Genomic DNA, 22,925 nt, shown 5'->3' on the forward strand with positions numbered 1-22,925 from the left:
CGCATTTTGGGGACTGAAGCGGCAAAATCTCACAGGACCGGAGCGTTCGGGAAGATAGTCTCAGAGATAAACGTTACGGCGGGCATAGCTGTCGCGCCGGGGTAACTCTTGCGTGACTACGTTCTTGAATCACTGTTTTGCCGTACTTATCTACACGTTGGTTTAGTGCGGGGTCTTCACGACCTGCACGCCTTGGTCTGCTTCGCAAAGGGCGCGCAATACGTCTCCAGAAGGGGCCAGATCTCGAATAGGAGGGTGCATTCATGACCCGTAATACCTTGCCGTCCATTACCGCCGGTGAAGCCGGCCTCAACCGCTATCTCGACGAGATTCGCAAGTTCCCGATGTTGGAGCCGCAGGAAGAGTACATGCTCGCCAAGCGCTACGCGGAACATGCAGACCGTCAGGCTGCGCATAAGCTCGTCACAAGCCATCTGCGCCTCGTGGCGAAGATTGCCATGGGATATCGCGGCTACGGCCTGCCGATCGGCGAGGTCGTGTCGGAAGGCAATGTCGGCCTGATGCAGGCCGTGAAGAAGTTTGACCCGGAACGTGGCTTCCGCCTGGCAACCTATGCCATGTGGTGGATCAAGGCCTCGATCCAGGAATATATCCTGCGTTCGTGGTCGCTGGTGAAGATGGGCACGACCGCCAATCAGAAGCGTCTGTTCTTCAACCTGCGCCGCCTGAAGGGCCGCATCCAGGCCATCGATGACGGCGATTTGAAGCCGGAACATGTTACGGAGATCGCCACGAAGCTGAAGGTCTCCGAGGAGGAGGTCGTTTCGATGAACCGCCGCCTCTCGGGCGACGCATCGCTGAACGCGCCGATCAAGGCCGCCGAGGGCGATTCCGGCCAGTGGCAGGATTGGCTTGTCGATGATCACGACAGTCAGGAAGACGTGCTGATCGAGCAGGACGAGCTTGATACGCGCCGCCGCATGCTGGCACGCGCCATGAGCGTCTTGAACGACCGCGAACGCCGCATCTTCGAGGCTCGCCGTCTCGCAGAAGACCCTGTGACGCTGGAAGACCTCTCGGCCGAGTTCGATATCAGCCGCGAGCGCGTCCGCCAGATCGAAGTCCGCGCCTTCGAAAAGGTGCAGGAAGCCGTGCAGAAGGACGCGCTGGAACGCGCAAAGGCATTGCGTGTGGTCGAAGCCACCGCATAGTGCTTCCGGTTATTACCGAATGAATTCAACAAAAAGGCGGACCGCAAGGCCCGCCTTTTTTTGATTCCGGCAGTTTGAGACCGCTTACTGGCCGCTCGAAGCGACGCCGCCAAGCGCCTGCCACTCGGCGATCGCCTTGTTGAAGGCGTCTGTACCGCTCGGCCCCTTCTCCATGGTCAGCAATGCGCGACGGCCATTGCGATAGACCACGGGAATATCCATCCAGTTGCGGGTTTTCAGGAGGTCGAGATTGGTCTTGCGCGCATCCGGAAAATCGTTGAGCGCGACCATATAGACGTCGTCGGTCACCTTGGCCGGCACAGCGACTAGGGCGTCGCCACGATCCTGCTCCGTCGACTTGAGCGCAATGCGTTGCACGCTGTCGATGGCGCCGCCTTCGAAATTCGGCGGAACCTGGAAAGCGAGCTCAACCAGATGGCTTGCCGGCAAAGAGGCATCGGTATTGCGCGACACTGTAATTGTCGCCGTCAGGCCGCGCTCGGGCACATTGATGAGGCCCTGGACGGACGGTTCCGGCCGGCCATCCTCACCCTTGCCTTCCTGCAGAGACCAGGTGACCGTGCCTTCGAAAGCCGTGGGCGACGTCTGGCCGAGACGCTCCTCATAGAGGAACACCTTCTGCCCATCCGTTACCGGCGCCGTCTGCTGTTGGGTCGCTGGCTGCTGCTGTTGGGTGGCAGGCGGCTGCTGGGCAGGAGCCGATGCCTGCCGGTCGGTCGACGGCGGTGTCGTGGTCGGCGCGGTCGCGGCAGGAGCCTGCGCGGCATTCGCATTGTTGGCGGGTGCGGTTGCCCCTCTTGTCGGAGCAGCAGCGGCCACATTCTGTTCGGCCACGGACTTGCCTTCAGCGACACCCGGCTGTCCGCCCGCTGCCGGGCCTTCATCCTCTTCCGCGCCGTTCGCCATCAGGCGCTGCGTGAACTTGGAGTTGACCGTGTTGGCGTCGTTGTCGAGCGAGGCGACATTGGTGTTGCCGGCCGCCGGCTGCTGCGTGGCGGCGTTGTTTTGCGCCGGAGCAGTCGCGCCCGGCGCGGAAGCGGCAGGCGCATTCGTGGCCGGAGCGGTCGTATTGTTGTTCTTAGCCGTCTCGGTGGCGGGAGTGGTCGCAGTCTTCGGCGCCGAACTGATGAGGTCGGCGACCATCTTGTTGAGCGCTTCGCGGTTCCGCCAGGCGGCATAGCCGCCGCCGGCGACGATCGCGAGACCGACCAGTGTCAGGATAATACCGGTCACACCGAAGCGGCGGCGCTTCGGCTCCATGCGGAAGCTCTTGCCCTGCAGCTTCGATGCCATGGCCCGGCTGAGATCCGGCGGAACGGCAGGACCGCCGCCACGGTCTCCCTCGGCGAATTTGTTGAAGCCGGCGAGCTCCTTGAGCTCGCGCCATCCATCTTCGGCCGCATCATTCTTCGGCGTTGCCTTGGGCGAGGAATGCACATCGGCGAAGAGATCGACATCGTCAAAAGCGTTGTCCGGCATCTGCCGGCCAGGCTGCGCCGGCTTGACGGCTGGCGCCGGCACCGATTGCAGCTCCTCGAAAACATCTGCATCCCAGGCAAAGGCCTTGTCGCTCGCCGGTGCTTTCGCCGTGGGGGCCGGCTCTACCGGATGGCCGAAGACGGCCGGGGCAAAGGCGGCAGCGGGCATGACGGCTGCCGTCACCGGCTCGGATTCAGCCCGCTTTGCCCGCGCATCGACCTCGGCCCAAATCTCCTCGACCTGGCTCATAACATTATCGGCTGGCGCCTGATGAACAGCATGCGTCTGCGGAGCGACATATTCGGGCTCGGCGGCAACCGCCGGCACCTCCTCCGCATAATGCTCCGGCTCTTCCTGATGCACATGCTCTTCGACAGGCTCCGCATAGGCCTCGTCGTGATGAACAGCCGCGGGTGCCTGCTCCTGCGGCGCGTCGACCCATTCCTCTACCGGCTGATGCTCCTCCGCGGCCTGATGCTGAGCATGCACGGGCTCCTCATAGACGGGCTCCTCGTAAGCAGGCTCTTGATGGACTGGCTCTTGGTAGGCGGGTTCCTCGTGTACCGGCTCTTCATATACCGGCTCTTCGTGCAAGGGCTCGGAAGCGGCAGGCTCCTCATGCGCGTGAGCCTCCTGATGGGCCGGCTCCGGTTCCTCGGCATGGTGTTCCTGCGCAAGATGATGCTCTTCAGCGGGCTCATGTTGCGGCTCCTCCTGCACCGAAGGCGCTTCCGCTACCGGCTCTTCAGCCAGCGGCAACGCCTCCGCATGCTCAGCTTCTACCTCGACGATCGCGGCTTCCAGCTTGTCGAGCTGACGGCGCAGCATCTCCTCCGGCGGGCGCGGCTTCATGCTCTCAAGCTGCCGCTGAACGGCACCACGAGCCCGCTCGTAAACCTTGACCCGCATCTCGGGAGTGTTTTCGGCCAGGCCGTCAACGGCCCGGCGAATGACTGCTACAAAATCCGCCATCAGTACTTTCTCATGATGCCCGGCACGTGGCTGAACCGGGATTCGTCATTGATCCGCGACATTAGCCCTCAAAGGGATCGGTCACAAGTATGGTGTCTTCGCGCTCCGGGCTGGTCGAAAGCAGCGCGACAGGTGCGCCGATCAGCTCTTCGACCTGCCGGACATACTTGATCGCCTGTGCCGGCAGATCAGCCCATTTGCGCGCGCCGACAGTCGATTCCTTCCAGCCTTCGAGCGTGATGTAGATCGGCTCGACGCGGGCTTGCGCCGCCTGGCTCGCCGGCAGGTAGTCGATCTCATTACCGTCGAGCTTGTAGCCGACGCAGATCTTCAGCTCGTCAAGACCGTCGAGCACGTCGAGCTTGGTCAGCGCAATGCCGGTAATGCCGGAGGTCTTCACGGTCTGGCGAACCAGCACGGCATCGAACCAGCCGCAACGGCGCGGGCGACCGGTGTTGACACCGACCTCGCGGCCGACCGTCGACAGATGCCGGCCGATCTCGTCATGCAGTTCGCACGGAAAAGGTCCTTCGCCGACGCGCGTCGTATAGGCCTTGGTGATGCCCAGCACATAGCCGAGCGCCGTCGGCCCGAGGCCGGAACCGGCGGCTGCCTGCCCAGCCACGGTATTCGACGAGGTCACGAAGGGATAGGTGCCGTGGTCATTGTCGAGCAGAGCGCCTTGGGCTCCTTCGAAGAGGATACGCGCGCCTGCCTTGCGCTGCTCGTCGAGCAGCCGCCAGACCTGGTCGATATAAGGAAGAATGTCTTCGGCGACGGAGGTGAGTTCCTCGTGCAGGGCATCGAAGGAAATTTCGTCCAGGCCCATGCCGCGGCGCAGCGCGTTGTGATGCGTCAGCAGCCGATCGATCTTGGCCGGCAGCGTTTCCGGTTCAGCAAGATCGATAACGCGGATGGCACGGCGGCCGACCTTGTCTTCATAGGCCGGGCCGATGCCGCGGCGCGTCGTGCCGATCTTCGTGCCGCTGTTGGAGGCCGCATCTTCGCGCAGGGCATCGAGGTCACGATGCAGCGACAGAATCAGCGGAGCGTTTTCGGCGATGCGCAGTACGTCAGGCGTCACCGCAATGCCCTGAGCGCGCAGCTTTTCGACTTCGGCGACGAAATGATGGGGATCGACGACGACGCCATTGCCGATGACGCTCAGCTTGCCGCGAACGAGGCCCGAGGGCAGCAGCGCGAGCTTATAGCTGATACCGTCGACAACCAGCGTATGACCGGCATTGTGCCCGCCCTGAAAGCGCACAATCACATCGGCACGTTCCGAAAGCCAGTCGACAATCTTGCCCTTGCCTTCGTCACCCCATTGCGAACCGATCACAACTACGTTCGTCATTTCTCCATTCCCGCTTCCTGCGCGCAGAGGCGCGCCTTGCTCAAACCCGCGCATCTATAAAACTTTGTTTTTGGGAAAGCGACCCTGTTGTCTCAGGAGATTCGGCTTTTTACGTGACGAATCAGCGCGCCCAACAGGATTTTTCCCATCGGTGCGCGTTCACCTGCAAAATATTGGTGCTCGGCCAGGCAGCAGAATCAATCGTCTGGCCGCCAAAGAGCGACGTTTAGCCGAGTTCCAGCGTGGTCACGGCAAAGACCCGGTCAAGTGTGGTTTTGGGTGCTGCACCACGATACATTCGTGCCGTCTCGAACACCGGCGACAGCCCGAAGGCTTCGGCAAGCTCTATCGCTTCGGCATTGTCTGCAGGCACATCCAGATAGACAGGCCGCCCCTTCGCCTCGGGCACCAGCTTGGCCAGCAAATCCAGCGCCACATCGGAACTGTTCGCAAACAGCGGGCCGACCTTGTATCCCTCGAAACAGCGCCTAATCGTGCCGTAGCCCCGGATTTTGCTGCCGCTGCCGACCATGACGGATTTTCGTTTTTCCGGCGCGCCGCACCAGGCCGTGATGAAGGAATAACGCAGCCCCGGGAAAATGGCGGCATCATACCTGAGCAAGCCTTCGAGCTTGTCCTGCGTGACCGGACCGACATCCGCACTCGCTCCGCCTTTATCAGGCATTTTCGGGATGCCGCCATAGCGCAGGGTGCGATAGGCCGTCTCAAAGCCGTGGCGACGGTAATTTTCTTGCTGTGCGACGACGCCGTCGAGACCGATGGTACGATGGCCCGCGAACGCCATGCCCTTCTTCCATAGCGCCTTGCCGTAACCCTTGCCGCGAAATTCGGGATGGACCATGTAGAGGCCGAGAAAGGCGAAGCTTTCGCCATAACGCACGACGGAAATGCAGCCGACCGGCACTTCACCGATCGTACCCATAAAGAAGCCGGCAGGATCCGCCTCCCAAAAGGCAAGGGCATCATCGACACCGGGATTCCATCCCTCTTGCCGCGCCCATTCGAGAGCGAGCTCCAATTCCCCAGCCCGCATTGTACGCACGGCAAAAGTTGACTTCATAAACCAGCCCTGAATCGCCCCCTGGGCATCGTCCCCGCCTGAACGATTATGCCCAATTCATCATGCTGCAACGCGATAACAATCACAAGCAATATGCGATGATATGCCTAACTGGTTAAATTCTTGGTGGCATTGGCGCGTAGGCAGCCGGATCGACCGATAGCGGCCGACCCTCGAGCGATAGGCTTGCGATCCGCGCCGGCGTCTCGCTGATCACCTTGCCGCGCCGGACGACAAAGAGCCTCGTGGCGCGCATGCGAACGGCTTCGATCGGATCCCGAGCCTGCAGCACGACGAGATCGCCGGTGCAGCCGACTTCGAGCCCATAACCGTCGAGACCCATCACTTTGGCCGGATTGACGGTGACCGCGTCGAAACAGAACCGCATCGCTTCGCGCGACGTCAACTGACCGACGTGCAGCCCCATATGGGCGACATCCAGCATGTCGGCGCCGCCGAGCGAATACCAAGGGTCCATGCAGCAATCCTGGCCGAAGGCGATATTGATGCCGAATTCGCGCATCTCCTTGACCCGGGTCAGTCCGCGCCGCTTTGGATAGGTGTCATGCCGCCCCTGTAGCACGATGTTGATCAGCGGATTGGGGATCGCATGCACGCCTGCCTCCGCAATCAGAGGCAGGAGTTTGGAGACATAATAATTGTCCATCGAATGCATCGAGGTCAGGTGCGAGCCGGCCACCCTGCCTTGAAGCCCGAGCCGTATCGTTTCGGCGGCCAGCGTCTCGATGTGACGCGACAGCGGATCGTCGGTCTCATCGCAATGCATATCAACCCTCAGACCGCGCTTTTCAGCGATCTCGCAGAGCGCACGCACGGAACGCGCGCCGTCCTCCATCGTCCGCTCGAAATGCGGAATGCCGCCGACGATATCAACGCCAAGATCGAGGGCGCGCTCCAGATTCGCTGCCGCCGTCGGCGAGCGGTAATAGCCGTCCTGCGGGAAGGCGACGAGCTGCAGATCGAGATAGGGCGCGACTTTTCTTTTCACGTCCAGCAGCGCTTCGACGGCAAGCAACCGGTCGTCGCAGATATCGACATGGGTCCGCACGGCGAGCAGCCCCTGCGACACCGCAAGATCGCAATAGCGCAATGCCCGCTCTGCCACCGCCTCATGCGTCAACAGCGGCTTCAACTCACCCCAGAGCGCGATACCCTCCAGCAGCGTGCCCGACATATTCAGCCGCGGTAGGCCAAGCGACAGCGTCGCATCCATATGGAAATGGCAATCGATGAACGGCGGCGAAACCAGTTGCCCGCCGGCATCGATCACACGCTCCACCTCTCCCTCCAAGCCCGGCTGCACAGCCACGATCTTGCCGCCAGCAATAGCGATATCCTGACCCTCACGGCCATCGGGAAGGCTGGCATTACGGACGATGAGATCGAATGACATCGGGAATTGCCTTTGGATTGAAGCGCGACAAGACGGATATGTAGTGCGAAACGGCGATGAAATGAACGGTTCGTACAGCGCCGGCACACGATGTCACAAGAATCGAGGTGCAGACAGTGAGTTGACTCGATTCGCTCTTTCCGCAACTTTCTCTCGAGAATCAGTAAATACAAGCATATGTGGAAATCATGGTCGAATCAGCCCACACGGCGACCACTGTCAATTCTGTTCCCCCTTGGCAGCGGTGGGGTGCGCGAATGATCGATTTTTCGCTCCTTTATCTGCCATCGAATTATCTCGCGGAACTGCTCTTTTCACGCCTTTTCCCATCAGCTTATCTTCAAATGGCACTGCCGGACGCGCGCATTGTCGCAATATACCTTGCTCCCGGCATGCTGTGGTATCTCCTTCCTCTTGTTATGGTTGCGCTTCTTATTACGTCCGTCGTTCTGGCGCTGGTAATGGCCGTATTCGGAGCAACGCCTGGAAAGGCGATCTTTGGTATCAAAGTCCGGCCATTGAACGGCAACGGCACATTCCGTTTCCATTTGCGCAGAGAGCTGGCCGTTTTTGCCGCCGGCTTCGGATGTGGCTTTCCATTGATTTCCGCACTCACGATGGTCGTGCAAAGACAGCGCGTCGCTCTCGGATTGCCCGCCAGCTATGACGAAGGTCGGGCCAGCATCACCGGTATGCGATTGACGCCGGTTCGCGAAGTCCTGGGTGCCATCGCTATCATAGCAACTGCAATCGGCGCGACGATGCTCACCGTAAGCGAGCGCGGAAATGCGCCGTGGCATCTGCAAACCTATGCCTGGCAAAACCCAGTAACGTCGAAAATCACTGCCATCAGCAGGATCTGGCAGGTCAAGAGCATACCGGCCGCGCCTCCGAATAGATATTACGAATTCCGCAGCAGTCGATCACTATTATCTATGGTTCAGTTTGGATATGAACGCTGGTCCGGCAACAATATCGACAACGCTTCCTATGCTGCCATATTGCAGCCGGTTGTGCAGCAACACTTCAAAGTCATCGACGATTGGAAGCCTGTAACCGTGGGTGGGATTTCCGCCCTGCGTATTCATGCCTCCGGCTTTGACGGGCTCTCAACCGCCATCGAGATTACCGTGGCGGTTCAAGGACGTGATTGCTGGCAAACAAGTGTCTACACGCGCGGCAAGGAAGTTGACGACACGACCGGCGCCACCGATCTTGCCGAGGCGTTATTTTCAACCATTGCAACCGACCAGAGCGAAATCTCTGCGCTCAACGTGACATCTCCGTGACGCGCGCCATCGCGTATAGGCGTCATCGGCGATCATGTGTATAAGCGACAACAACTGCCAATGAAGGGATTGCGCTGTAGCGTGCGCACCCATCGCTAGCAAAAGGATTGAAGTTTCATGCACGTCACGATGATCGGTTCGGGTTATGTGGGTCTTGTGTCCGGCGTCTGCTTTGCCGATTTCGGCCACAACGTGATTTGCGTCGATAAGGACGCCGGCAAGATCGAGGCGCTGCGAAGGGGTGAAATCCCGATCTTCGAGCCCGGCCTTGAACAATTGGTCGCCGACAACGTCCGCGCCGGCCGCCTTTCCTTCTCGACCGATGTCGAAACCAGCGTTGCCGCGAGCGACGTCGTCTTCATCGCCGTCGGCACGCCGTCGCGCCGTGGTGATGGCCACGCCGACCTCTCCTATGTCTATGCCGCCGCCCGCGAGATCGCCCAGCACATCAAGGGCTTTACCGTCATCGTCACCAAATCGACCGTGCCGGTCGGCACCGGCGACGAGGTCGAACGCATCATCCGCGAAACCAATCCGGATGCCGATGTCGCCGTCGTCTCCAATCCGGAATTCCTGCGCGAAGGCGCGGCGATTGAGGACTTCAAGCGCCCCGACCGCATCGTCATCGGCCTCAATGACGATCGCGCCCGTGGCGTCATGACCGAGGTCTACCGGCCGCTTTATCTCAACCAGGCGCCGCTGCTCTTCACCGCTCGTCGCACCTCGGAGCTGATCAAATACGCAGCGAATGCCTTCCTTGCCATGAAGATCACCTTCATCAACGAGATGGCCGATCTGTGCGAAAAAGTCGGCGCCAATGTGCAGGAAGTCTCGCGCGGCATCGGCCTTGATGGCCGCATCGGTTCAAAATTCCTGCATGCCGGCCCAGGCTATGGCGGCTCCTGCTTCCCCAAGGATACGCTGGCATTAGCCAAGACCGCGCAGGACTATGATAGCCCCGTGCGCCTGATCGAGACGACGATCTCGATCAACGACAGCCGCAAGCGCGCCATGGGCCGCAAGGTGATCGCGGCCATGGGCGGCGATATCAGGGGCAAGGCCATTGCTGTGCTCGGCCTGACCTTCAAGCCGAATACCGATGATATGCGCGACAGCCCGGCGATCTCGATCATCCAGGCGCTGCAGGATGCCGGCGCCGCTGTGACCGGCTACGATCCGGAAGGCATGGACAATGCCCGCCAGCTCATCGACAACATCGCCTATGCCGACGATGCCTACAGCGCAGCGCGCGACGCCGATGCGCTCGTCATCATTACGGAATGGAACCAGTTCCGCGCGCTCGACTTCGGCCGGCTGAAATCCGTCATGAAAGCCCCCGTCCTCGTGGACCTCAGAAACATCTATCGCCATGACGAGGTCACAAAGCACGGGTTTGCCTATACCAGCATCGGCAGACCCATGAATGGCGCCGAACTGTAAGCAAAGGCCGACGAATGCGTTATCTTATTACCGGAACCGCCGGGTTCATCGGGTTCCATCTCGCCAAGCGCCTGCTCGATGACGGGCATTTCGTGGTCGGCTTCGACGGCATGACGCCCTATTACGACGTCAGGCTCAAGGAAAAGCGCACCGCGATCCTCGCCCGCTCCAATGGCTTCAAGGCCGTGACGGGTATGCTGGAGGATAAGGCAGCCCTGGATCACGCTGCTGAACTGGCGGAACCTAACGTCATCGTCCATCTCGCCGCACAGGCCGGCGTGCGTTACAGCCTGGAAAACCCGCGATCCTACGTGGATTCCAACGTCACCGGCTCATTCAATGTGCTGGAACTGGCGAGAAGCCTCCAGCCGAAGCACCTGCTGCTGGCCTCCACCTCCTCCGTCTATGGCGCCAACGAGAAGATCCCCTTCGCGGAGAGTGACAAGGCCGACGAGCAGATGACGATCTATGCGGCGACGAAGAAGAGCATGGAGCTGATGGCGCATAGCTATGCCCATCTCTTTCGTATTCCGACCACCGCCTTCCGCTTCTTCACCGTCTACGGTCCCTGGGGCCGTCCCGACATGGCATTGTTCAAATTCGTCGACGCCATCAGGAACGACCGGCCGATCGAAATCTACGGCGAAGGCAAGATGAGCCGCGATTTCACCTATATCGACGATCTCATTGAGGGCATCGTCCGACTGATCGGTGTCGTGCCTTCGGAAGAAAATCGCATCGTTTCGGAGACCATCGGCGACACCTTGTCGAAACACGCGCCGTTCCGCGTCGTCAATATCGGCGGCGGTCAGCCGGTCGGGCTGATGAGCTTCGTCGAAACCATCGAGGCGATGCTCGGCAAGAAGGCGATCCACCACATGCTGCCAATGCAGCCCGGCGACGTGCACAATACCTATGCCGTTCCGGACCTGCTGGTAGCGCTGACCGGCTTCAAACCGCAGATCGAAGTCGAAGAAGGCGTGCGCCGTTTCGTCGAATGGTATCAGGAAAACTATTGAGCCGATGCCGCCATAGGCGGCCCCTAGAGCAATTTCAAGAAAAGTGCGTGAGCCCCTTTCCGCCCGGAATTGCGTGAAAACAAAGAGATAGAGCAGTTCAGCGATTTCCTGAAGCGCTGAACTGCTCTAGCCGGAAGCGGAGACAGCAGCATCAGATTGGCACTTGCCACGACTGCTTGATCTTCTGCATCGGAATTTCGGTCTTGATGTTTCTGACCCCTTTGATGCGGCCAAGGTGTTCCATCTGAAACCGCCTATATCCCTCCAGATCCGGGGCGACGACCCTGAGGAGGAAATCGCAGTCGCCTGCCATAAGGTGGCACTCGACCACCTGTGGAAGCTTTTCGGCCGCCTCATAGAAAGCGGTCGTCGTCTCTTCGTCCTGGCTGAAAAGCCATATCCGGACAAAAACGGTGAAGCCCATGTCGAGCTTTGCGGGGTCGAGGATGGCGACGTATTGCTTGATGATACCGGCCTCTTCCAACAACTTGACCCGCCTCAGGCATGGAGACGGAGACAGTCCGACCTTTGCAGCGAGCTCAGTGTTCTGGATTTTCCCATCCTGTTGCAGGACGCGGAGGATCGCGCGATCTAAGGAATCAAGTTTCATTGGAGTTTTCCACCCGAAAAGCACAGGATCATTGGCACAGCATGCCAATTTTTGAGGATTTCGGCCGTAAAACGCAACCAAGATCGCGAACGACTGCGCTATTGTCCCCCTCCTATGTCGCCCAAGGTGTCGGCAATTAGAAATGGGAAGGGGTTGGGCCGGTGACGGACTATGTTTCAGGTGATGTCAGCGTCCGATCGCAAGGACGCTCAGAGGGGTGGCGAGGCCTCAGGGATTCGACACCGGTGATGTTGGGCTTCGTGCCTTTTGCCCTGGTACTCGGCGCACGCGCAGCCGATAAAGGCTTCAGTCTTGGCGAAGTGCCCCTGATGACGGGATTGAACTTCGGGGGCGGATCGGAGTTCGCGGCTGTCGAACTTTGGACGTCGCCCCCGCATGTCCTCCTCATTGTCGCCATCACTTTTCTGGTCAACAGCCGCCACCTGCTGATGGGTGCGGCGCTCGCTCCCTTTATTCGGCATCTGTCGAAGAAAAAGGCGTTCGTAGCACTGTTCTTCATGTGCGATGAAAGCTGGGCAATAGGGCTCGCCGACGCAAAGAAGTCGAACACGACCTTGAGCCTCGGTTATTTCTTCGGCGTCGCCCTCGGCCTCTATTTCAGTTGGGTCATCTTCACGACGATAGGAGCATTCGTGGGCCCCGTTCTTGGCGATGTCACGCGCTATGGCTTTGACATGGCATTCCCGGCTGTATTTTTCGTGATGCTCGCCGGGATGTGGAAAGGCGCAAAGGCGGCGCTTCCCTGGCTGGTCAGCTTGCTCGTCGCTGCAACCACATACGCAGTGTTTCCTGGAGCTTGGTATGTTCCTGGCGGGGCGCTCTCCGGTGTACTCTCTGCATTCCTGCTGGCGCGAACCGATGTTTGATCCTTCATTTGTTATCGCCATCATCTGCATGGCAACGGTCACCTATCTGACGCGTATCGGAGGATACGTCTTCCTGCGCAACCGCACGCTAAGCCCCCGTTTGCGCACGGTCATGGAGAACGCCCCGGGTTGCGTATTGATCACGGTCATCGCGCCGGGCTTCGTCACCGGACGCCCCGCCGATCTCATCACCCTTGCGCTCACCATGTTGGCGGCGACCCGACTGCCCGTGCTTCCGACGGTGCTGATCTCGATCGCTTCGGCTGGTATCCTTCGCCACATGTTGGCGTGAATCCCCGCTCTTCAGGCAGGCTGGAAACATGACAGAGATCGTGGAAGCAGAGCACTGGATTGAGAGCCCCGCCGGGCGCCTCTATGCCAAGTCATGGGCACCACGCGATCTGAATTCCAAGGCGCCGATCATCCTGTTTCACGACTCTCTCGGATGCGTCGCGCTCTGGAGAGATTTCCCGCGTTTGCTCGCCCATTCTCTCGGGCGACGTGTGATCGCCTACGACAGATTGGGCTTTGGCCGCTCCGATGCTCGCATGGACATTTTGGAGCGAGACTTCATTGCCTTGGAAGCCGAGCGCGTCGTACCGCTCCTCTGCGAGCAATTGGCGCTTCGGGAATTTATCGCCTGCGGGCACAGCGTGGGCGGCGGCATGGCGGTGGAAACGGGAGCCAGGCTCGCCGGGTGCAATGCTGTGATCACCATCGCCGCCCAGGCTTTCGTGGAAGATAGGACGCTGCAAGGCATCAGGACCGCACAGCAGGAATTTGCGTCGGTCGACACCATTGCCCGGCTTGCCAAATATCATGGCGACAAAGCTGATTGGGTGCTGCGCGCTTGGACCGAAACCTGGCTTGCTCCGGATTTCGCCGAATGGAACCTCGATGCAGCACTTGAGAGACTGCCTTGTCCGGTAATCGCCATTCACGGCGACCGGGATGAATATGGTTCGCTTGCCCATCCACGTCGGATCGCGGCAGGGCGCGGATCATTCCATATTCTTCCAGACACCGGACATTCGCCACATCGCGAACGTCCAGCAGAGGTCATCAAGGTGATCGAAGACTTCCTGGCCTATTCGGCCAGCCCCGCCGGATGATAGGCCCGATCGAAATAGATAAGCCCCTGCCCGCCGCCGCGCTGGCGGATGGCATCGACTTCGCACATCAGAATATCGTGCGTGCCGCCATTGGCGCGATGCACGATGCGGCAATCGAACGAGACGAGCGCATCCTCCAACGCCGGCGAACCGGTGGATAGTTCCGACCATGCAGCCGCAGCGAAGCGCTCCGCCACCGGCGTCTTGCCGCCAAAGAGGCGCGACAGGTCCTGATGCCCCTCGGAAAGCACGTTAACGCAAAGCACGCCGTTTTCCGTAACGGCAGGGTGAACCGAAGCGGTGCGGTTGAGACAGACGAGCAGCGTCGGCGGGCTGTCGGAGACACTGCAGACGGCTGTTGCGGCAAAACCGGCAAGCCCCGCAGGTCCATTGGTCGTCACGATACTGACGGCCGCTGCCATCCGCGCCATGGCATTGCGGAACTCGGATTTGACCACATCTGGATCGGCAACAGGCACCGCCTTCTCGATCGCCACGGATGTTTTCATGTTCATTCCCATCATCCCCACCGTTTGTGCCGGACCCTGGCAAAATTAGAGGGTCGAGACGCTTGTCTCAAGCAACGATGTTTCTCAGAACCCACACCTGAAGAGCAATAAGTTTTCTATAAAATCTATATACAAAAAGAAAAAACAATTCCTGTCGACGTTTCGCGCATCTCCTCCCCTCATGCGCAAACGAGACGCTAACTCCGGGATTCGCAGCGGCCATCATCCGGGGTGCACACAAAAAGGCAGCGGCACGGCCACAAATTGATGCTTTCCCTAGCCATCACCCTTGCCGTATCCGTTATAAGAGAAAGCACATGAGAGGAAATGGCGATGGCGAAGCCCTTCTATTGGAACGAACTGACGACCTATGATTTCGCTGGCCTTTCGCCCGACACCACCATTGCCGTCCTGCCGATCGCCTCGACCGAACAGCACGGCCCGCATCTGCCGATCGCCACCGACGTGGCCATTGCCAACGGCATGCTGGCCGAACTGAAGGCGCAACGCCCTGACGATCTCGACTTCCTGGTGTTGCCGACCCAGGAAATCGGCAAGGCCAACGAACATATCTACGGCCCCGGCACGCTCTCCCTCAGCGCCGAGCTGCTGATCCCGGTCTGGACCGCGATCGGCGCCAAGGTTGCCGAGGCCGGCATCCGCAAGATGGTCATCGTCAATTCGCATGGCGGCAATCTCGACATCATGGGCATCGTCGCGCGCGAATTGCGCGTGCGCCATCAAATGGCGGTCGTCGCCACGCAATGGACGCGCTTCGGCACGCCGGACGGCATGATCAGCGACCATGAGCAGCGTTACGGCATCCATGGCGGCGACGTAGAAACCTCGCTGATGCTGCATTTCCGCCCCGAGCTGGTGCGAATGGACAAGGCCGAAAATTTCGTCTCCAAGGCGGAATGGATGAAGGAGCAGTCGAATTATCTGCAGCCGCTGCCGCCGCATTCGCTCGCCTGGATCGCCCACGATCTCAATTCCAACGGCGTCGTCGGCAATGCCGCCAACGGCACGGCGGAAAAGGGCGCGCTCATCTGCCGCCATCAGGTGCAGGGCTTCATTGAACTGCTGCGCGATCTCAGGGACTATCCCCTGTCGAACCTCTATTCGAAATAGGCGTCCGGCCGGCGGCGTTCCGGCACCATCAGGATGTGTCCCTTCGCCTGCAGTTCTTCCACCAGGCCGGCGAGTTCGGCAAGCAGATATTCCACGAACAAGCTAGTCGCCGCATCGAGCGGCGCTCGCGTGCGGGCAAAGAGTTTCATCGGCTGATGCCGCGAATGCGGCTCGGCGATCGGCCGGAACACCAGCTCGCCGCGCCGGCATTCGGCGATGACGTCGAGCGGGTTCAACAGCGTCAGCCCCGCCCCGCATTTGACCAGTTGCTTCAGCATTTCCGACGCGTTGCTTTCCAGCACCGGCTCGACCTGCACCGATAGCCGCGCCAGCGTCAGATTGATGATCTCGCGCAGGCTGGAGCCCGGCTGCGCCAGCACCAGCCGCTCCTCCACGACATCGGCGAGATTGATCGGCCCAGGCCCGATCAGAGGATGCCCCGGCGGCAGCACGACGCCGATCGGAATATCGAAATTGCCGAGCGAACGGATGCCCGGTGTCGCCGGAATGTTGAAGCCGAGGCCGACATCGACTTCGCCGGACAAGACGGGCGCCATGGTCGTGGAGCCGGCATCGTTGCGCAATTGAATGAAGACGCGCGGATGTTCGGACAGGAAACGCGCGATGATCTCCGGCAAGGGTCCGGAAGCAAGCCCGACCGTCGTGACGATCCTGACTTTGCCGGCCTGCTGCATCTTGAGACTGCGGATGCGCCCTTCCAGCCGCTCGTAGTTCTTCAGCACCTCGCGGATATGCTCGATGCAGAGCTCACCCGCCGCCGTCAATCTGAGCCCGCGCGGCAGTCGTTCGAATAGCGGCGCTCCCATCTCTTCTTCCAACGCCAGGATCTGCCTGTTGACCGCCGACGACGCCACATTGAGCCTCGCCGCCGCCTTGCGGATCGAGCCGCAGCGGGCAATCTCGTTGATATAAAGAAGTCGCCTCGAGTGCAGCATGCTCATCCCCATTGCATAAATTTTGCCCAGGCCGCACAATTTAGGCACGAGCGCGAGCTGAGATGCCTAAAAGGCATCAATGCGCACGAATTTTGATGCTTTTCAAAGCGCAACGCAATCGCTCAAATGCGGAAAATGGGCGTCAATCGCGGCGTCCCATGGCAGATAAGGGGAACAACCGGCCATGTCCAATGCATTGAAGACCAAAGCATTTCTCGCCGTCATGGGCTTGGTGGCCGCTGTCGCCGCCGCACAGCCGGCGAGCGCCCTCGACAAAGTGACGTACGGAACCAACTGGCTGGCGGAGGCCGAACACGGCGGCTTCTACCAGGCGATCGCCGACGGCACCTACAAAAAATACGGCCTGGATGTTGAAATCGTCCAGGGTGGCCCGAACGCCGCCAATCAGGCGCTGCTGATTTCCGACAAAATCGACTTCTACATGGGCAGCCCGCAGCAGGAAATTGATGCGGTCAAACAGGGCATTCCGATCGTCGACGTTGCCGCGATCTTTCAGAAGGACCCGCAGGTGCTGATCGCCCATCCGGACGCCGGCGTCGATAAGTTCGAAGATATTGCCAAGCTGCCGACGATTTTCCTCGGCAAGGACGGCTACGTTACTTTCTTCGAATGGATGAAGGCCAACTTCCCCGGCTTCAAGGACGAGCAATACAAGCCTTACAATTTCAGCCCGGCGCCGTTCCTCGCCGACAAGCAATCGGCGCAGCAGGGTTACCTGACCTCGGAACCCTATGAAATCCAGAAGCAGACCGGTTGGGAACCGAAGGTCTTCCTGCTCGCCGACAGCGGCTATTCGCCTTATTCGACGATGATCACCACGCAGACGTCGCTCGTTCAAAAGAACCCTGATCTCGTGCAGCGTTTCGTCAGCGCCTCGATCGAAGGCTGGTACAACTACCTCTATGGCGACAACAAAGCGGCCAACGATCTGATCAAGAAAGACAATCCCGATATGACGGATGGCCAGATCGCCTATTCTATCGCCAAGATGAAGGAATACGGCATTGTCGAATCCGGCGACGCGCTCGACAAGGGCATCGGCTGCATCACCGACGCGCACTACAAGAAATTCTTCGACGAGATGGTGCAGATCAAGATGTTCACCGCTGATACGGATTACAAGAAAGCATTCGATCCGCAGTTCGCCTGCAAAGGCGTCGGGATGAGCCTGAAGAAGTGACGGTCAAATAGAGCCCCTCACCCTAGCCCTCTCCCCACTCGCGGGGAGAGGGAACGACAGAGCCAAAGGCGCGACCGCCGAACGACAAGAGCTGCAACTGCCGCCACAGGCCATGGTGATTGAGATCGGCAGGCATGACGAGATAGTCCCCTCTCCCCGCCAGTGGGGAGAGGGTTAGGGTGAGGGGCAATTCTTGCTCTGAAGCCGATTGCTGACATCGACAGAGAGCCGAACGATGATCATACCCAATGCAACCGCTGCCCCCTCGACAGAAGCACGCAAGCGGCCACTCGTCGTCATGGACAAGGTATCGAAGATATTCTCCAACGGCACCCTGGCGCTGTCCGACATGTCGCTGACGGTGGAGAGCGGCGAGTTTATCAGCCTGCTCGGCCCCTCGGGCTGCGGCAAGTCGACGGCGCTGCGGATTATCGCGGGCCTCGGCGGAGCCTCCAGCGGTACGATCGACTGGCCGAGTTCGCGCATCAACTCCAAGGGCCTGCCGGAGGGCGATATCAGTTTCGTCTTCCAGGAGCCGACACTGCTGCCTTGGAAGACCGTCTTCGGCAATGTCCACCTGCCGCTGAAACTGCGCGGCATCTCCAAAGTGGCAGCCTATGACCAGATTATGGAAACACTGGCGACCGTCGGCCTGCAGGATTTCGCCGATGCCTATCCGCGTGAATTGTCCGGTGGCATGAAGATGCGCGTCTCCATCGCTCGCGCGCTGGTCACCAAGCCGAAGCTGCTGCTGATGGACGAACCCTTTGCAGCGCTCGACGAGATCACCCGCCAGAGGCTCAACGACGATGTGCTGCGGCTGTGGCAGTCGACCGGCATTACGGTGATCTTCGTCACCCATTCCGTCTATGAGTCAGCCTATCTCTCAAACCGCATCGTCGTGATGAAGGCGCGCCCTGGCCGTGTCCACACCGACTTTCCCCTAGACACCAGCGGCGAACGCGACCTGCTCTACCGGTCTTCCGAGGAATATCGTCAGGTTTGTGAAAAAGTGTCCCGTTCCCTGATCGAAGCCATTGGTTGACTGGAGGCCCATTGATGAGCAACAGCACCAGCCTACCCCTCTCTGCAGAGACGACCGATGCACCATCTGAACCCGCCCTGCGGGCCGGAAATGCCGAACGCTCCCTCAGCATTCTCGTCCCGCTGCTGACCGTCGTCGTCCTAATCCTCCTCTGGCAGCTTCTCGTCGTCGGCGCCGGCATTCCGCAATATATTCTGCCAAGCCCGCTCGCCGTCGCGAAAGCACTGGTGTCCGACTGGGGCATCCTCTCGCCAGCGCTTTGGGTGACGACGGAGATCACCTTCATCTCGCTGGCGCTGGCGCTGATCGGCGGTGTCGGCTTTGCGATTTTCCTCGTGCAATCGCGCTGGATCGAACTCGCCTTCTATCCGCTCGCCGTCATCCTGCAGGTAACGCCGATTGTCGCGATCGCGCCGTTGATCCTGATCTACGCGCCAACCCGCGAAGCCGCACTGTTGATCTGCGGTTTCCTCGTCGCCTTCTTCCCGATCCTCTCCAACATGGTGCAGGGACTGAAGAGCGTCGACCATAATCTCCTCAATCTCTTCGATCTCTATGGCGCCTCGCGCTGGCAGACGCTGTTGCATCTGAAGCTGCCGGCCGCCCAGCCCTATTTCATGACCGGCCTCAGGATCGGCGGCGGCCTGTCGCTGATCGCCTCCGTGGTCGCGGAATTCGCCGCCGGCTCCGGCGGCCCCAATTCCGGTCTCGCCTTCCGGCTGCTCGAAGCGCAGTATCGCCAGAACATGCCGCGCCTGTTCGCCGCCCTGCTGCTGCTCTCGGCGCTTGGCGTCGCCATCTTCGCCCTCACCTCCTTCATCTCATGGCTGAGCCTGCATCGCTGGCACGAAAGCAGCCTCAAGCGGGAAAACTGATGTCCTATTCCTTCATGTCCCCGCCGAACGCGGCGCGCTTCGTGCTGAGCAACGCCACCGTCCCCGCCGTGACGGCAGCCGGCTTCACCGGCCCATCAAGCGAAGGCTTGATAAAAGCCGATATCGTCGTTGCGGATGGCCTCATCAAGGATATTCTGCCGGTAGGCAGCGCGCCGGCTGAATTCGCCAAGGCCGATATGAGAGACGGCATGGTCTGGCCGACCTTCGCCGACATGCATACCCATATCGACAAGGGCCACATCTGGGAGCGCCGCGCCAATCCGGACGGCAGTTTCGTAGGCGCTCTCGACGCGGTACGCGCTGATCGCGAGGCCAACTGGTCGGCTGAGGATGTCAGGAAGCGCATGGAATTCTCGCTGCGCTCGGCCTATGCCCACGGCACCAGCCTGATCCGCACACACCTCGACTCACTCGCGCCTCAGCACCGCATTTCCTTCGAGGTATTCTCTGAGGTGCGCGAAGCCTGGAAAGACAAGATCGCGCTGCAAGCCGTCGCGCTCTTCCCGCTCGATGAGATGGCCGACGACGCCTTCTTCGCCGATCTCCTCATGGTCATCCGCGATGCCGGAGGCCTGATCGGCGGCGTCACGCAGATGAACCCCGATATCGATCGCCAGCTCGACAAACTGATCTGCGCCGCCATGGACAACGGCCTCGATATCGACCTGCATGTCGACGAAACAGAAGACAAACAGGTGCTGACGCTAAAGGCGATCGCCGAAGCGGTGCTGCGCAATGGCTTCACCGGCAAGGTCACCGCCGGCCATTGCTGCTCGCTCGCCCGCCAGGACGAGGATGTTGCCGCCGCCACGATCGATCTCGTCGCCAAAGCCCAGATCTCCGTCGTCTCCTTGCCGATGTGCAACATGTATCTGCAGGATCGCCATGCGCGCCGTACACCCCGTTGGCGCGGTGTCACCCTGCTGCATGAGCTGGCGGCCGCCGGCGTGCGGACGGCGGTTGCCTCAGACAATACACGCGACCCCTTCTACGCCTATGGCGATCTCGACTCCGTCGAGGTCTTCCGCGAGGCCGTCCGCATCCTGCACCTCGATCATCCGCTGGATACGGCCGCCCGGGTGATCACCACGTCGCCGGCCGATATTCTCGGCCGTCCCGATATCGGCCGTATCGCCGTGGGCGGCCCCGCCGATCTCGTCCTCTTCAGCGCCAGACGCTGGAGCGAATTCCTCTCTCGTCCGCAGTCCGACCGCGTCGTCCTTCGCAAGGGCAAGGTGATCGACCGCAGCCTGCCGGATTACCGCGAACTCGATACCGTTATTGGAGCCTGACATGCCGGATTATCAGCTCATCAAAAAAGAACTCGAAGGCATCGCCGTCGAAGACAATCCGGCGCTGGTGCGCCAGAAGAGCCGGGATTTCTACTGGTATTCGCCGATCCTGAAGGCGCAGCTCGACAATGTCACCGCCGATCTCGTCGTGACGCCGAAGACCGAGGAAGAGGTGATCCGCACGCTGAAGGTCGCCTATGCCCATGATGTGCCGGTCACCCCGCGCGGCGCCGGCACCGGCAATTACGGCCAGGCCATGCCGCTTTCCGGCGGCATCGTGCTAAACCTCGCGGGCATGAACAAGATCAAGGAAATCCATCCCGGCCGCGTCATCTGCGAACCCGGCATCGTCATCGCCGAGCTCGACCGCCAGACCAAGGCGCATTCCGGCCAGGAACTGCGCTTCCATCCCTCGACCGCGCAGACGGCGACGATCGGCGGCTTCATCGCCGGCGGCTCCGGCGGCGTCGGCTCGATCACCTGGGGCGGATTGCGCGATATCGGCAATATCCTGCGCCTGCGCGTCGTCACCATGGAGGCCGAGCCGCGTGTGCTTGACCTCACCGGCTGGGACCTGACCAAGGTCAGCCATGCCTACGGCACCAACGGCATCATCACTGAGATCGAAATGCCGCTCGCCCCGGCCTATGACTGGGTGGACGTGCTGGTCGGCTACGACGATTTCATGGACGCCGTGCGCTTCTCGGATGCGCTCGCCAAATGCAACGGCATCCTGGTCAAGGAAATCGCGCCGATCGCAGCGCCCATCCCCCATGACTATTTCTCTCGCCACAAGCCCTATATCCGTCAGGGCCAATCGATCGTGGCGCTGATGATCGCGCCGCATGCCGTGGACCCGTTCCTGGCCTTCACCAGCCAGCAAAAGGGCGAAATCACCTTCCGCTCCGACAAGGTCGAGAGCATGAAGGGCATTCCGCATGCCTATGAACTCGCCTGGAACCACACGACGCTGCGCGCCATCAAAGTCGACCCGAGCATCACCTATCTGCAAGTGCAGTATCCGAGTCCGGATCACGTCGCCAAGGTCCAGAAAATGGTCGAGATCTTCGGCGACGAAGTGCCCGGCCATCTCGAGTTCATCAGGTTCGACGGCGAGATCCAGTGCGCCGGCCTGCCGCTGGTGCGCTATACGTCGGAGGCGCGGCTGGAAGAGATCATTCGCATCCATCAGGATCACGGCTGCCCGATCTTCAATCCGCATCGCTATACGCTGGAGGAAGGCGGCATGAAGCAGACGGATACCGTCCAGCTCGCTTTCAAGAAGGAAACCGATCCGAAGGGCCTGCTGAACCCCGGCAAGATGATCGCCTGGGACAATCCCGACTTCGACTTCACGGCCGGCGAGAACTATCTCTTTCCTGGTCTTGCGGCGCTGATGGAGGCCTCATGAGGGTTCTCGTCCTCCATTCGCATCCCGTCGAAGAAAGTTTCGGCGCGGCGCTGCACCGGCAGACGATTGAGAGCCTGAAAGCGGCCGGCCATGAGGTCGACGACTGCAACCTCTATGCCGAGGGCTTCGACCCCGTACTCTCCCGCCACGACCGGATGATCTATCACGACTATCCGGAAAATACCGAGGCGGTGAAACCCTATGTCGAGCGCCTGCAATGGGCGGAAGCACTTGTTATCGTCACCCCGGTCTGGAATTTCGGCTTTCCAGCGATCCTGAAAGGCTATTTCGACCGCGTCTGGCTGCCGGGCGTCACCTTCGAACTGGTGAATGGCAAGGTGACCTCGAAGCTGCGGCATATCCGCAAGCTCGGGGCCGTGATGACCTATGGCGCCGATCCCTTCCGCGCCTTCATCGTCGGCAATCCGCCGAAGAAGATCATCAAGCGCATGCTCCGCGCCATGATCAAACCCTTCGCCCCCGTCGTCTTCCTCGCCCATTACGACATGAACCGCTCCACGGACGAGACGAGAAAGCGCTTTTTGGAGAGAGTGAAGCGGGAGATGGAGCGCTTTTAGCTGCCACCCATCGGTGAAATCACCTCGCCGCCGATCCCCATCCGCATCGAGTC

At 60.3% G+C, this 22,925-nt stretch carries 21 protein-coding genes; 14 read left to right on the forward strand and 7 right to left on the reverse strand.

The window, feature by feature from the left end:
- Positions 1–263 precede the first annotated feature (263 nt).
- Entirely contained in the window at positions 264–1,172 is a 909-nt protein-coding gene (gene rpoH, locus C9E91_RS14410; RefSeq protein ID WP_107108984.1) for an RNA polymerase sigma factor RpoH, read from the forward strand.
- An 84-nt stretch (positions 1,173–1,256) separates the two neighbouring features.
- Here the strand turns inward: rpoH and C9E91_RS14415 are convergent, their stop codons facing one another.
- From C9E91_RS14415 to C9E91_RS14430, 4 genes are all read right to left on the reverse strand, one after another.
- Positions 1,257–3,644, reverse strand: a complete 2,388-nt coding sequence (locus tag C9E91_RS14415) for a hypothetical protein (RefSeq protein WP_107108985.1) — start codon at positions 3,642–3,644, stop codon at positions 1,257–1,259.
- A 61-nt stretch (positions 3,645–3,705) separates the two neighbouring features.
- Positions 3,706–5,001 (reverse strand): adenylosuccinate synthase, encoded by a 1,296-nt coding sequence (locus C9E91_RS14420; protein WP_107108986.1) that lies wholly within the window; start codon positions 4,999–5,001, stop codon positions 3,706–3,708.
- 226 nt (positions 5,002–5,227) lie between these two features.
- Positions 5,228–6,082, reverse strand: coding sequence for a GNAT family N-acetyltransferase (locus tag C9E91_RS14425; RefSeq protein WP_107108987.1), 855 nt, complete (start codon positions 6,080–6,082; stop codon positions 5,228–5,230).
- A 115-nt stretch (positions 6,083–6,197) separates the two neighbouring features.
- A complete protein-coding gene (locus C9E91_RS14430; protein ID WP_107108988.1) occupies positions 6,198–7,496 on the reverse strand; it encodes an amidohydrolase family protein in 1,299 nt (432 codons plus the stop codon).
- 188 nt (positions 7,497–7,684) lie between these two features.
- Between C9E91_RS14430 and C9E91_RS14435 the strand changes: the two genes are divergently transcribed.
- From C9E91_RS14435 to C9E91_RS14445, 3 genes are all read left to right on the forward strand, one after another.
- Positions 7,685–8,785, forward strand: coding sequence for an RDD family protein (locus C9E91_RS14435; RefSeq protein WP_107108989.1), 1,101 nt, complete (start codon positions 7,685–7,687; stop codon positions 8,783–8,785).
- 117 nt (positions 8,786–8,902) lie between these two features.
- Positions 8,903–10,225 (forward strand): UDP-glucose dehydrogenase family protein, encoded by a 1,323-nt coding sequence (locus C9E91_RS14440; protein WP_107108990.1) that lies wholly within the window; start codon positions 8,903–8,905, stop codon positions 10,223–10,225.
- 14 nt (positions 10,226–10,239) lie between these two features.
- A complete protein-coding gene (locus tag C9E91_RS14445; protein ID WP_107108991.1) occupies positions 10,240–11,244 on the forward strand; it encodes an NAD-dependent epimerase in 1,005 nt (334 codons plus the stop codon).
- 151 nt (positions 11,245–11,395) lie between these two features.
- Here the strand turns inward: C9E91_RS14445 and C9E91_RS14450 are convergent, their stop codons facing one another.
- On the reverse strand, positions 11,396–11,854 hold the full coding sequence (locus C9E91_RS14450; RefSeq protein ID WP_107108992.1) for an Lrp/AsnC family transcriptional regulator: 459 nt from the start codon (positions 11,852–11,854) through the stop codon (positions 11,396–11,398).
- Positions 11,855–12,102: 248 nt separating this feature from the next.
- On the opposite strand from C9E91_RS14450, the gene C9E91_RS14455 reads away from it, so the two are divergent.
- Genes C9E91_RS14455 through C9E91_RS14465 form a run of 3 tightly spaced genes read left to right on the forward strand, consistent with a single transcriptional unit; the run spans position 12,103 to position 13,853 of the window.
- Complete coding sequence (locus tag C9E91_RS14455) at positions 12,103–12,741, forward strand: AzlC family ABC transporter permease (RefSeq protein ID WP_107108993.1); 639 nt, start codon at positions 12,103–12,105, stop codon at positions 12,739–12,741.
- Positions 12,734–13,033 (forward strand): branched-chain amino acid transport AzlD family protein, encoded by a 300-nt coding sequence (locus C9E91_RS14460; protein ID WP_107108994.1) that lies wholly within the window; start codon positions 12,734–12,736, stop codon positions 13,031–13,033. Before C9E91_RS14455 ends, C9E91_RS14460 begins: the two co-directional genes overlap by 8 nt.
- A gap of 28 nt (positions 13,034–13,061) precedes the next feature.
- A complete protein-coding gene (locus tag C9E91_RS14465) occupies positions 13,062–13,853 on the forward strand; it encodes an alpha/beta fold hydrolase (RefSeq protein WP_107108995.1) in 792 nt (263 codons plus the stop codon).
- On the opposite strand, the gene C9E91_RS14470 is transcribed toward C9E91_RS14465, so the two are convergent.
- Positions 13,829–14,368, reverse strand: coding sequence for a flavin reductase (locus C9E91_RS14470; RefSeq protein ID WP_107108996.1), 540 nt, complete (start codon positions 14,366–14,368; stop codon positions 13,829–13,831). The genes C9E91_RS14465 and C9E91_RS14470 overlap by 25 nt on opposite strands.
- Positions 14,369–14,695: 327 nt before the next feature.
- On the opposite strand from C9E91_RS14470, the gene C9E91_RS14475 reads away from it, so the two are divergent.
- Positions 14,696–15,493 carry a creatininase family protein gene (locus C9E91_RS14475; RefSeq protein WP_107108997.1) on the forward strand — a complete coding sequence of 266 codons (798 nt, stop codon included), beginning with the start codon at positions 14,696–14,698 and terminating at the stop codon, positions 15,491–15,493.
- Here the strand turns inward: C9E91_RS14475 and C9E91_RS14480 are convergent.
- Positions 15,481–16,449, reverse strand: a complete 969-nt coding sequence (locus tag C9E91_RS14480) for a LysR family transcriptional regulator (protein ID WP_107109439.1) — start codon at positions 16,447–16,449, stop codon at positions 15,481–15,483. The two genes, C9E91_RS14475 and C9E91_RS14480, sit on opposite strands and share 13 nt — an antisense overlap.
- 184 nt (positions 16,450–16,633) lie before the next feature.
- Between C9E91_RS14480 and C9E91_RS14485 the strand changes: the two genes are divergently transcribed.
- The 6 genes from C9E91_RS14485 (at position 16,634) to C9E91_RS14510 (ending at position 22,872) form a co-directional block, all read left to right on the forward strand.
- Positions 16,634–17,650: an ABC transporter substrate-binding protein gene (locus C9E91_RS14485; RefSeq protein ID WP_107108998.1), complete on the forward strand. Its 1,017-nt coding sequence runs from the start codon at positions 16,634–16,636 to the stop codon at positions 17,648–17,650.
- 235 nt (positions 17,651–17,885) lie between these two features.
- On the forward strand, positions 17,886–18,695 hold the full coding sequence (locus C9E91_RS14490; protein WP_107108999.1) for an ABC transporter ATP-binding protein: 810 nt from the start codon (positions 17,886–17,888) through the stop codon (positions 18,693–18,695).
- A 14-nt stretch (positions 18,696–18,709) separates the two neighbouring features.
- Positions 18,710–19,570 carry an ABC transporter permease gene (locus tag C9E91_RS14495; RefSeq protein ID WP_245407497.1) on the forward strand — a complete coding sequence of 287 codons (861 nt, stop codon included), beginning with the start codon at positions 18,710–18,712 and terminating at the stop codon, positions 19,568–19,570.
- Positions 19,570–20,883 (forward strand): cytosine deaminase, encoded by a 1,314-nt coding sequence (locus C9E91_RS14500; protein ID WP_107109000.1) that lies wholly within the window; start codon positions 19,570–19,572, stop codon positions 20,881–20,883. Before C9E91_RS14495 ends, C9E91_RS14500 begins: the two co-directional genes overlap by 1 nt.
- 1 nt (position 20,884) lies before the next feature.
- Positions 20,885–22,294 carry an FAD-binding oxidoreductase gene (locus C9E91_RS14505; RefSeq protein WP_107109001.1) on the forward strand — a complete coding sequence of 470 codons (1,410 nt, stop codon included), beginning with the start codon at positions 20,885–20,887 and terminating at the stop codon, positions 22,292–22,294.
- A complete protein-coding gene (locus C9E91_RS14510) occupies positions 22,291–22,872 on the forward strand; it encodes an NAD(P)H-dependent oxidoreductase (protein WP_107109002.1) in 582 nt (193 codons plus the stop codon). Before C9E91_RS14505 ends, C9E91_RS14510 begins: the two co-directional genes overlap by 4 nt.
- The last annotated feature ends 53 nt before the right edge of the window (positions 22,873–22,925 follow it).

The organism is Rhizobium sp. SEMIA4064, from assembly GCF_003025035.1.
In the GTDB taxonomy this organism is placed as follows: domain Bacteria; phylum Pseudomonadota; class Alphaproteobacteria; order Rhizobiales; family Rhizobiaceae; genus Rhizobium; species Rhizobium paranaense.

Bases quoted from the DNA above. Each gene is read 5' to 3' on its own strand.
- rpoH (WP_107108984.1), top strand. From the start codon at position 264: ATGACCCGTAATACCTTGCCGTCCATTACCGCCGGTGAAGCCGGCCTC.
- C9E91_RS14415 (WP_107108985.1), bottom strand. From the start codon at position 3,644: ATGGCGGATTTTGTAGCAGTCATTCGCCGGGCCGTTGACGGCCTGGCC.
- C9E91_RS14420 (WP_107108986.1), bottom strand. From the start codon at position 5,001: ATGACGAACGTAGTTGTGATCGGTTCGCAATGGGGTGACGAAGGCAAG.
- C9E91_RS14425 (WP_107108987.1), bottom strand. From the start codon at position 6,082: ATGAAGTCAACTTTTGCCGTGCGTACAATGCGGGCTGGGGAATTGGAG.
- C9E91_RS14430 (WP_107108988.1), bottom strand. From the start codon at position 7,496: ATGTCATTCGATCTCATCGTCCGTAATGCCAGCCTTCCCGATGGCCGT.
- C9E91_RS14435 (WP_107108989.1), top strand. From the start codon at position 7,685: ATGGTCGAATCAGCCCACACGGCGACCACTGTCAATTCTGTTCCCCCT.
- C9E91_RS14440 (WP_107108990.1), top strand. From the start codon at position 8,903: ATGCACGTCACGATGATCGGTTCGGGTTATGTGGGTCTTGTGTCCGGC.
- C9E91_RS14445 (WP_107108991.1), top strand. From the start codon at position 10,240: ATGCGTTATCTTATTACCGGAACCGCCGGGTTCATCGGGTTCCATCTC.
- C9E91_RS14450 (WP_107108992.1), bottom strand. From the start codon at position 11,854: ATGAAACTTGATTCCTTAGATCGCGCGATCCTCCGCGTCCTGCAACAG.
- C9E91_RS14455 (WP_107108993.1), top strand. From the start codon at position 12,103: ATGTTGGGCTTCGTGCCTTTTGCCCTGGTACTCGGCGCACGCGCAGCC.
- C9E91_RS14460 (WP_107108994.1), top strand. From the start codon at position 12,734: ATGTTTGATCCTTCATTTGTTATCGCCATCATCTGCATGGCAACGGTC.
- C9E91_RS14465 (WP_107108995.1), top strand. From the start codon at position 13,062: ATGACAGAGATCGTGGAAGCAGAGCACTGGATTGAGAGCCCCGCCGGG.
- C9E91_RS14470 (WP_107108996.1), bottom strand. From the start codon at position 14,368: ATGAACATGAAAACATCCGTGGCGATCGAGAAGGCGGTGCCTGTTGCC.
- C9E91_RS14475 (WP_107108997.1), top strand. From the start codon at position 14,696: ATGGCGAAGCCCTTCTATTGGAACGAACTGACGACCTATGATTTCGCT.
- C9E91_RS14480 (WP_107109439.1), bottom strand. From the start codon at position 16,449: ATGCTGCACTCGAGGCGACTTCTTTATATCAACGAGATTGCCCGCTGC.
- C9E91_RS14485 (WP_107108998.1), top strand. From the start codon at position 16,634: ATGTCCAATGCATTGAAGACCAAAGCATTTCTCGCCGTCATGGGCTTG.
- C9E91_RS14490 (WP_107108999.1), top strand. From the start codon at position 17,886: ATGATCATACCCAATGCAACCGCTGCCCCCTCGACAGAAGCACGCAAG.
- C9E91_RS14495 (WP_245407497.1), top strand. From the start codon at position 18,710: ATGAGCAACAGCACCAGCCTACCCCTCTCTGCAGAGACGACCGATGCA.
- C9E91_RS14500 (WP_107109000.1), top strand. From the start codon at position 19,570: ATGTCCTATTCCTTCATGTCCCCGCCGAACGCGGCGCGCTTCGTGCTG.
- C9E91_RS14505 (WP_107109001.1), top strand. From the start codon at position 20,885: ATGCCGGATTATCAGCTCATCAAAAAAGAACTCGAAGGCATCGCCGTC.
- C9E91_RS14510 (WP_107109002.1), top strand. From the start codon at position 22,291: ATGAGGGTTCTCGTCCTCCATTCGCATCCCGTCGAAGAAAGTTTCGGC.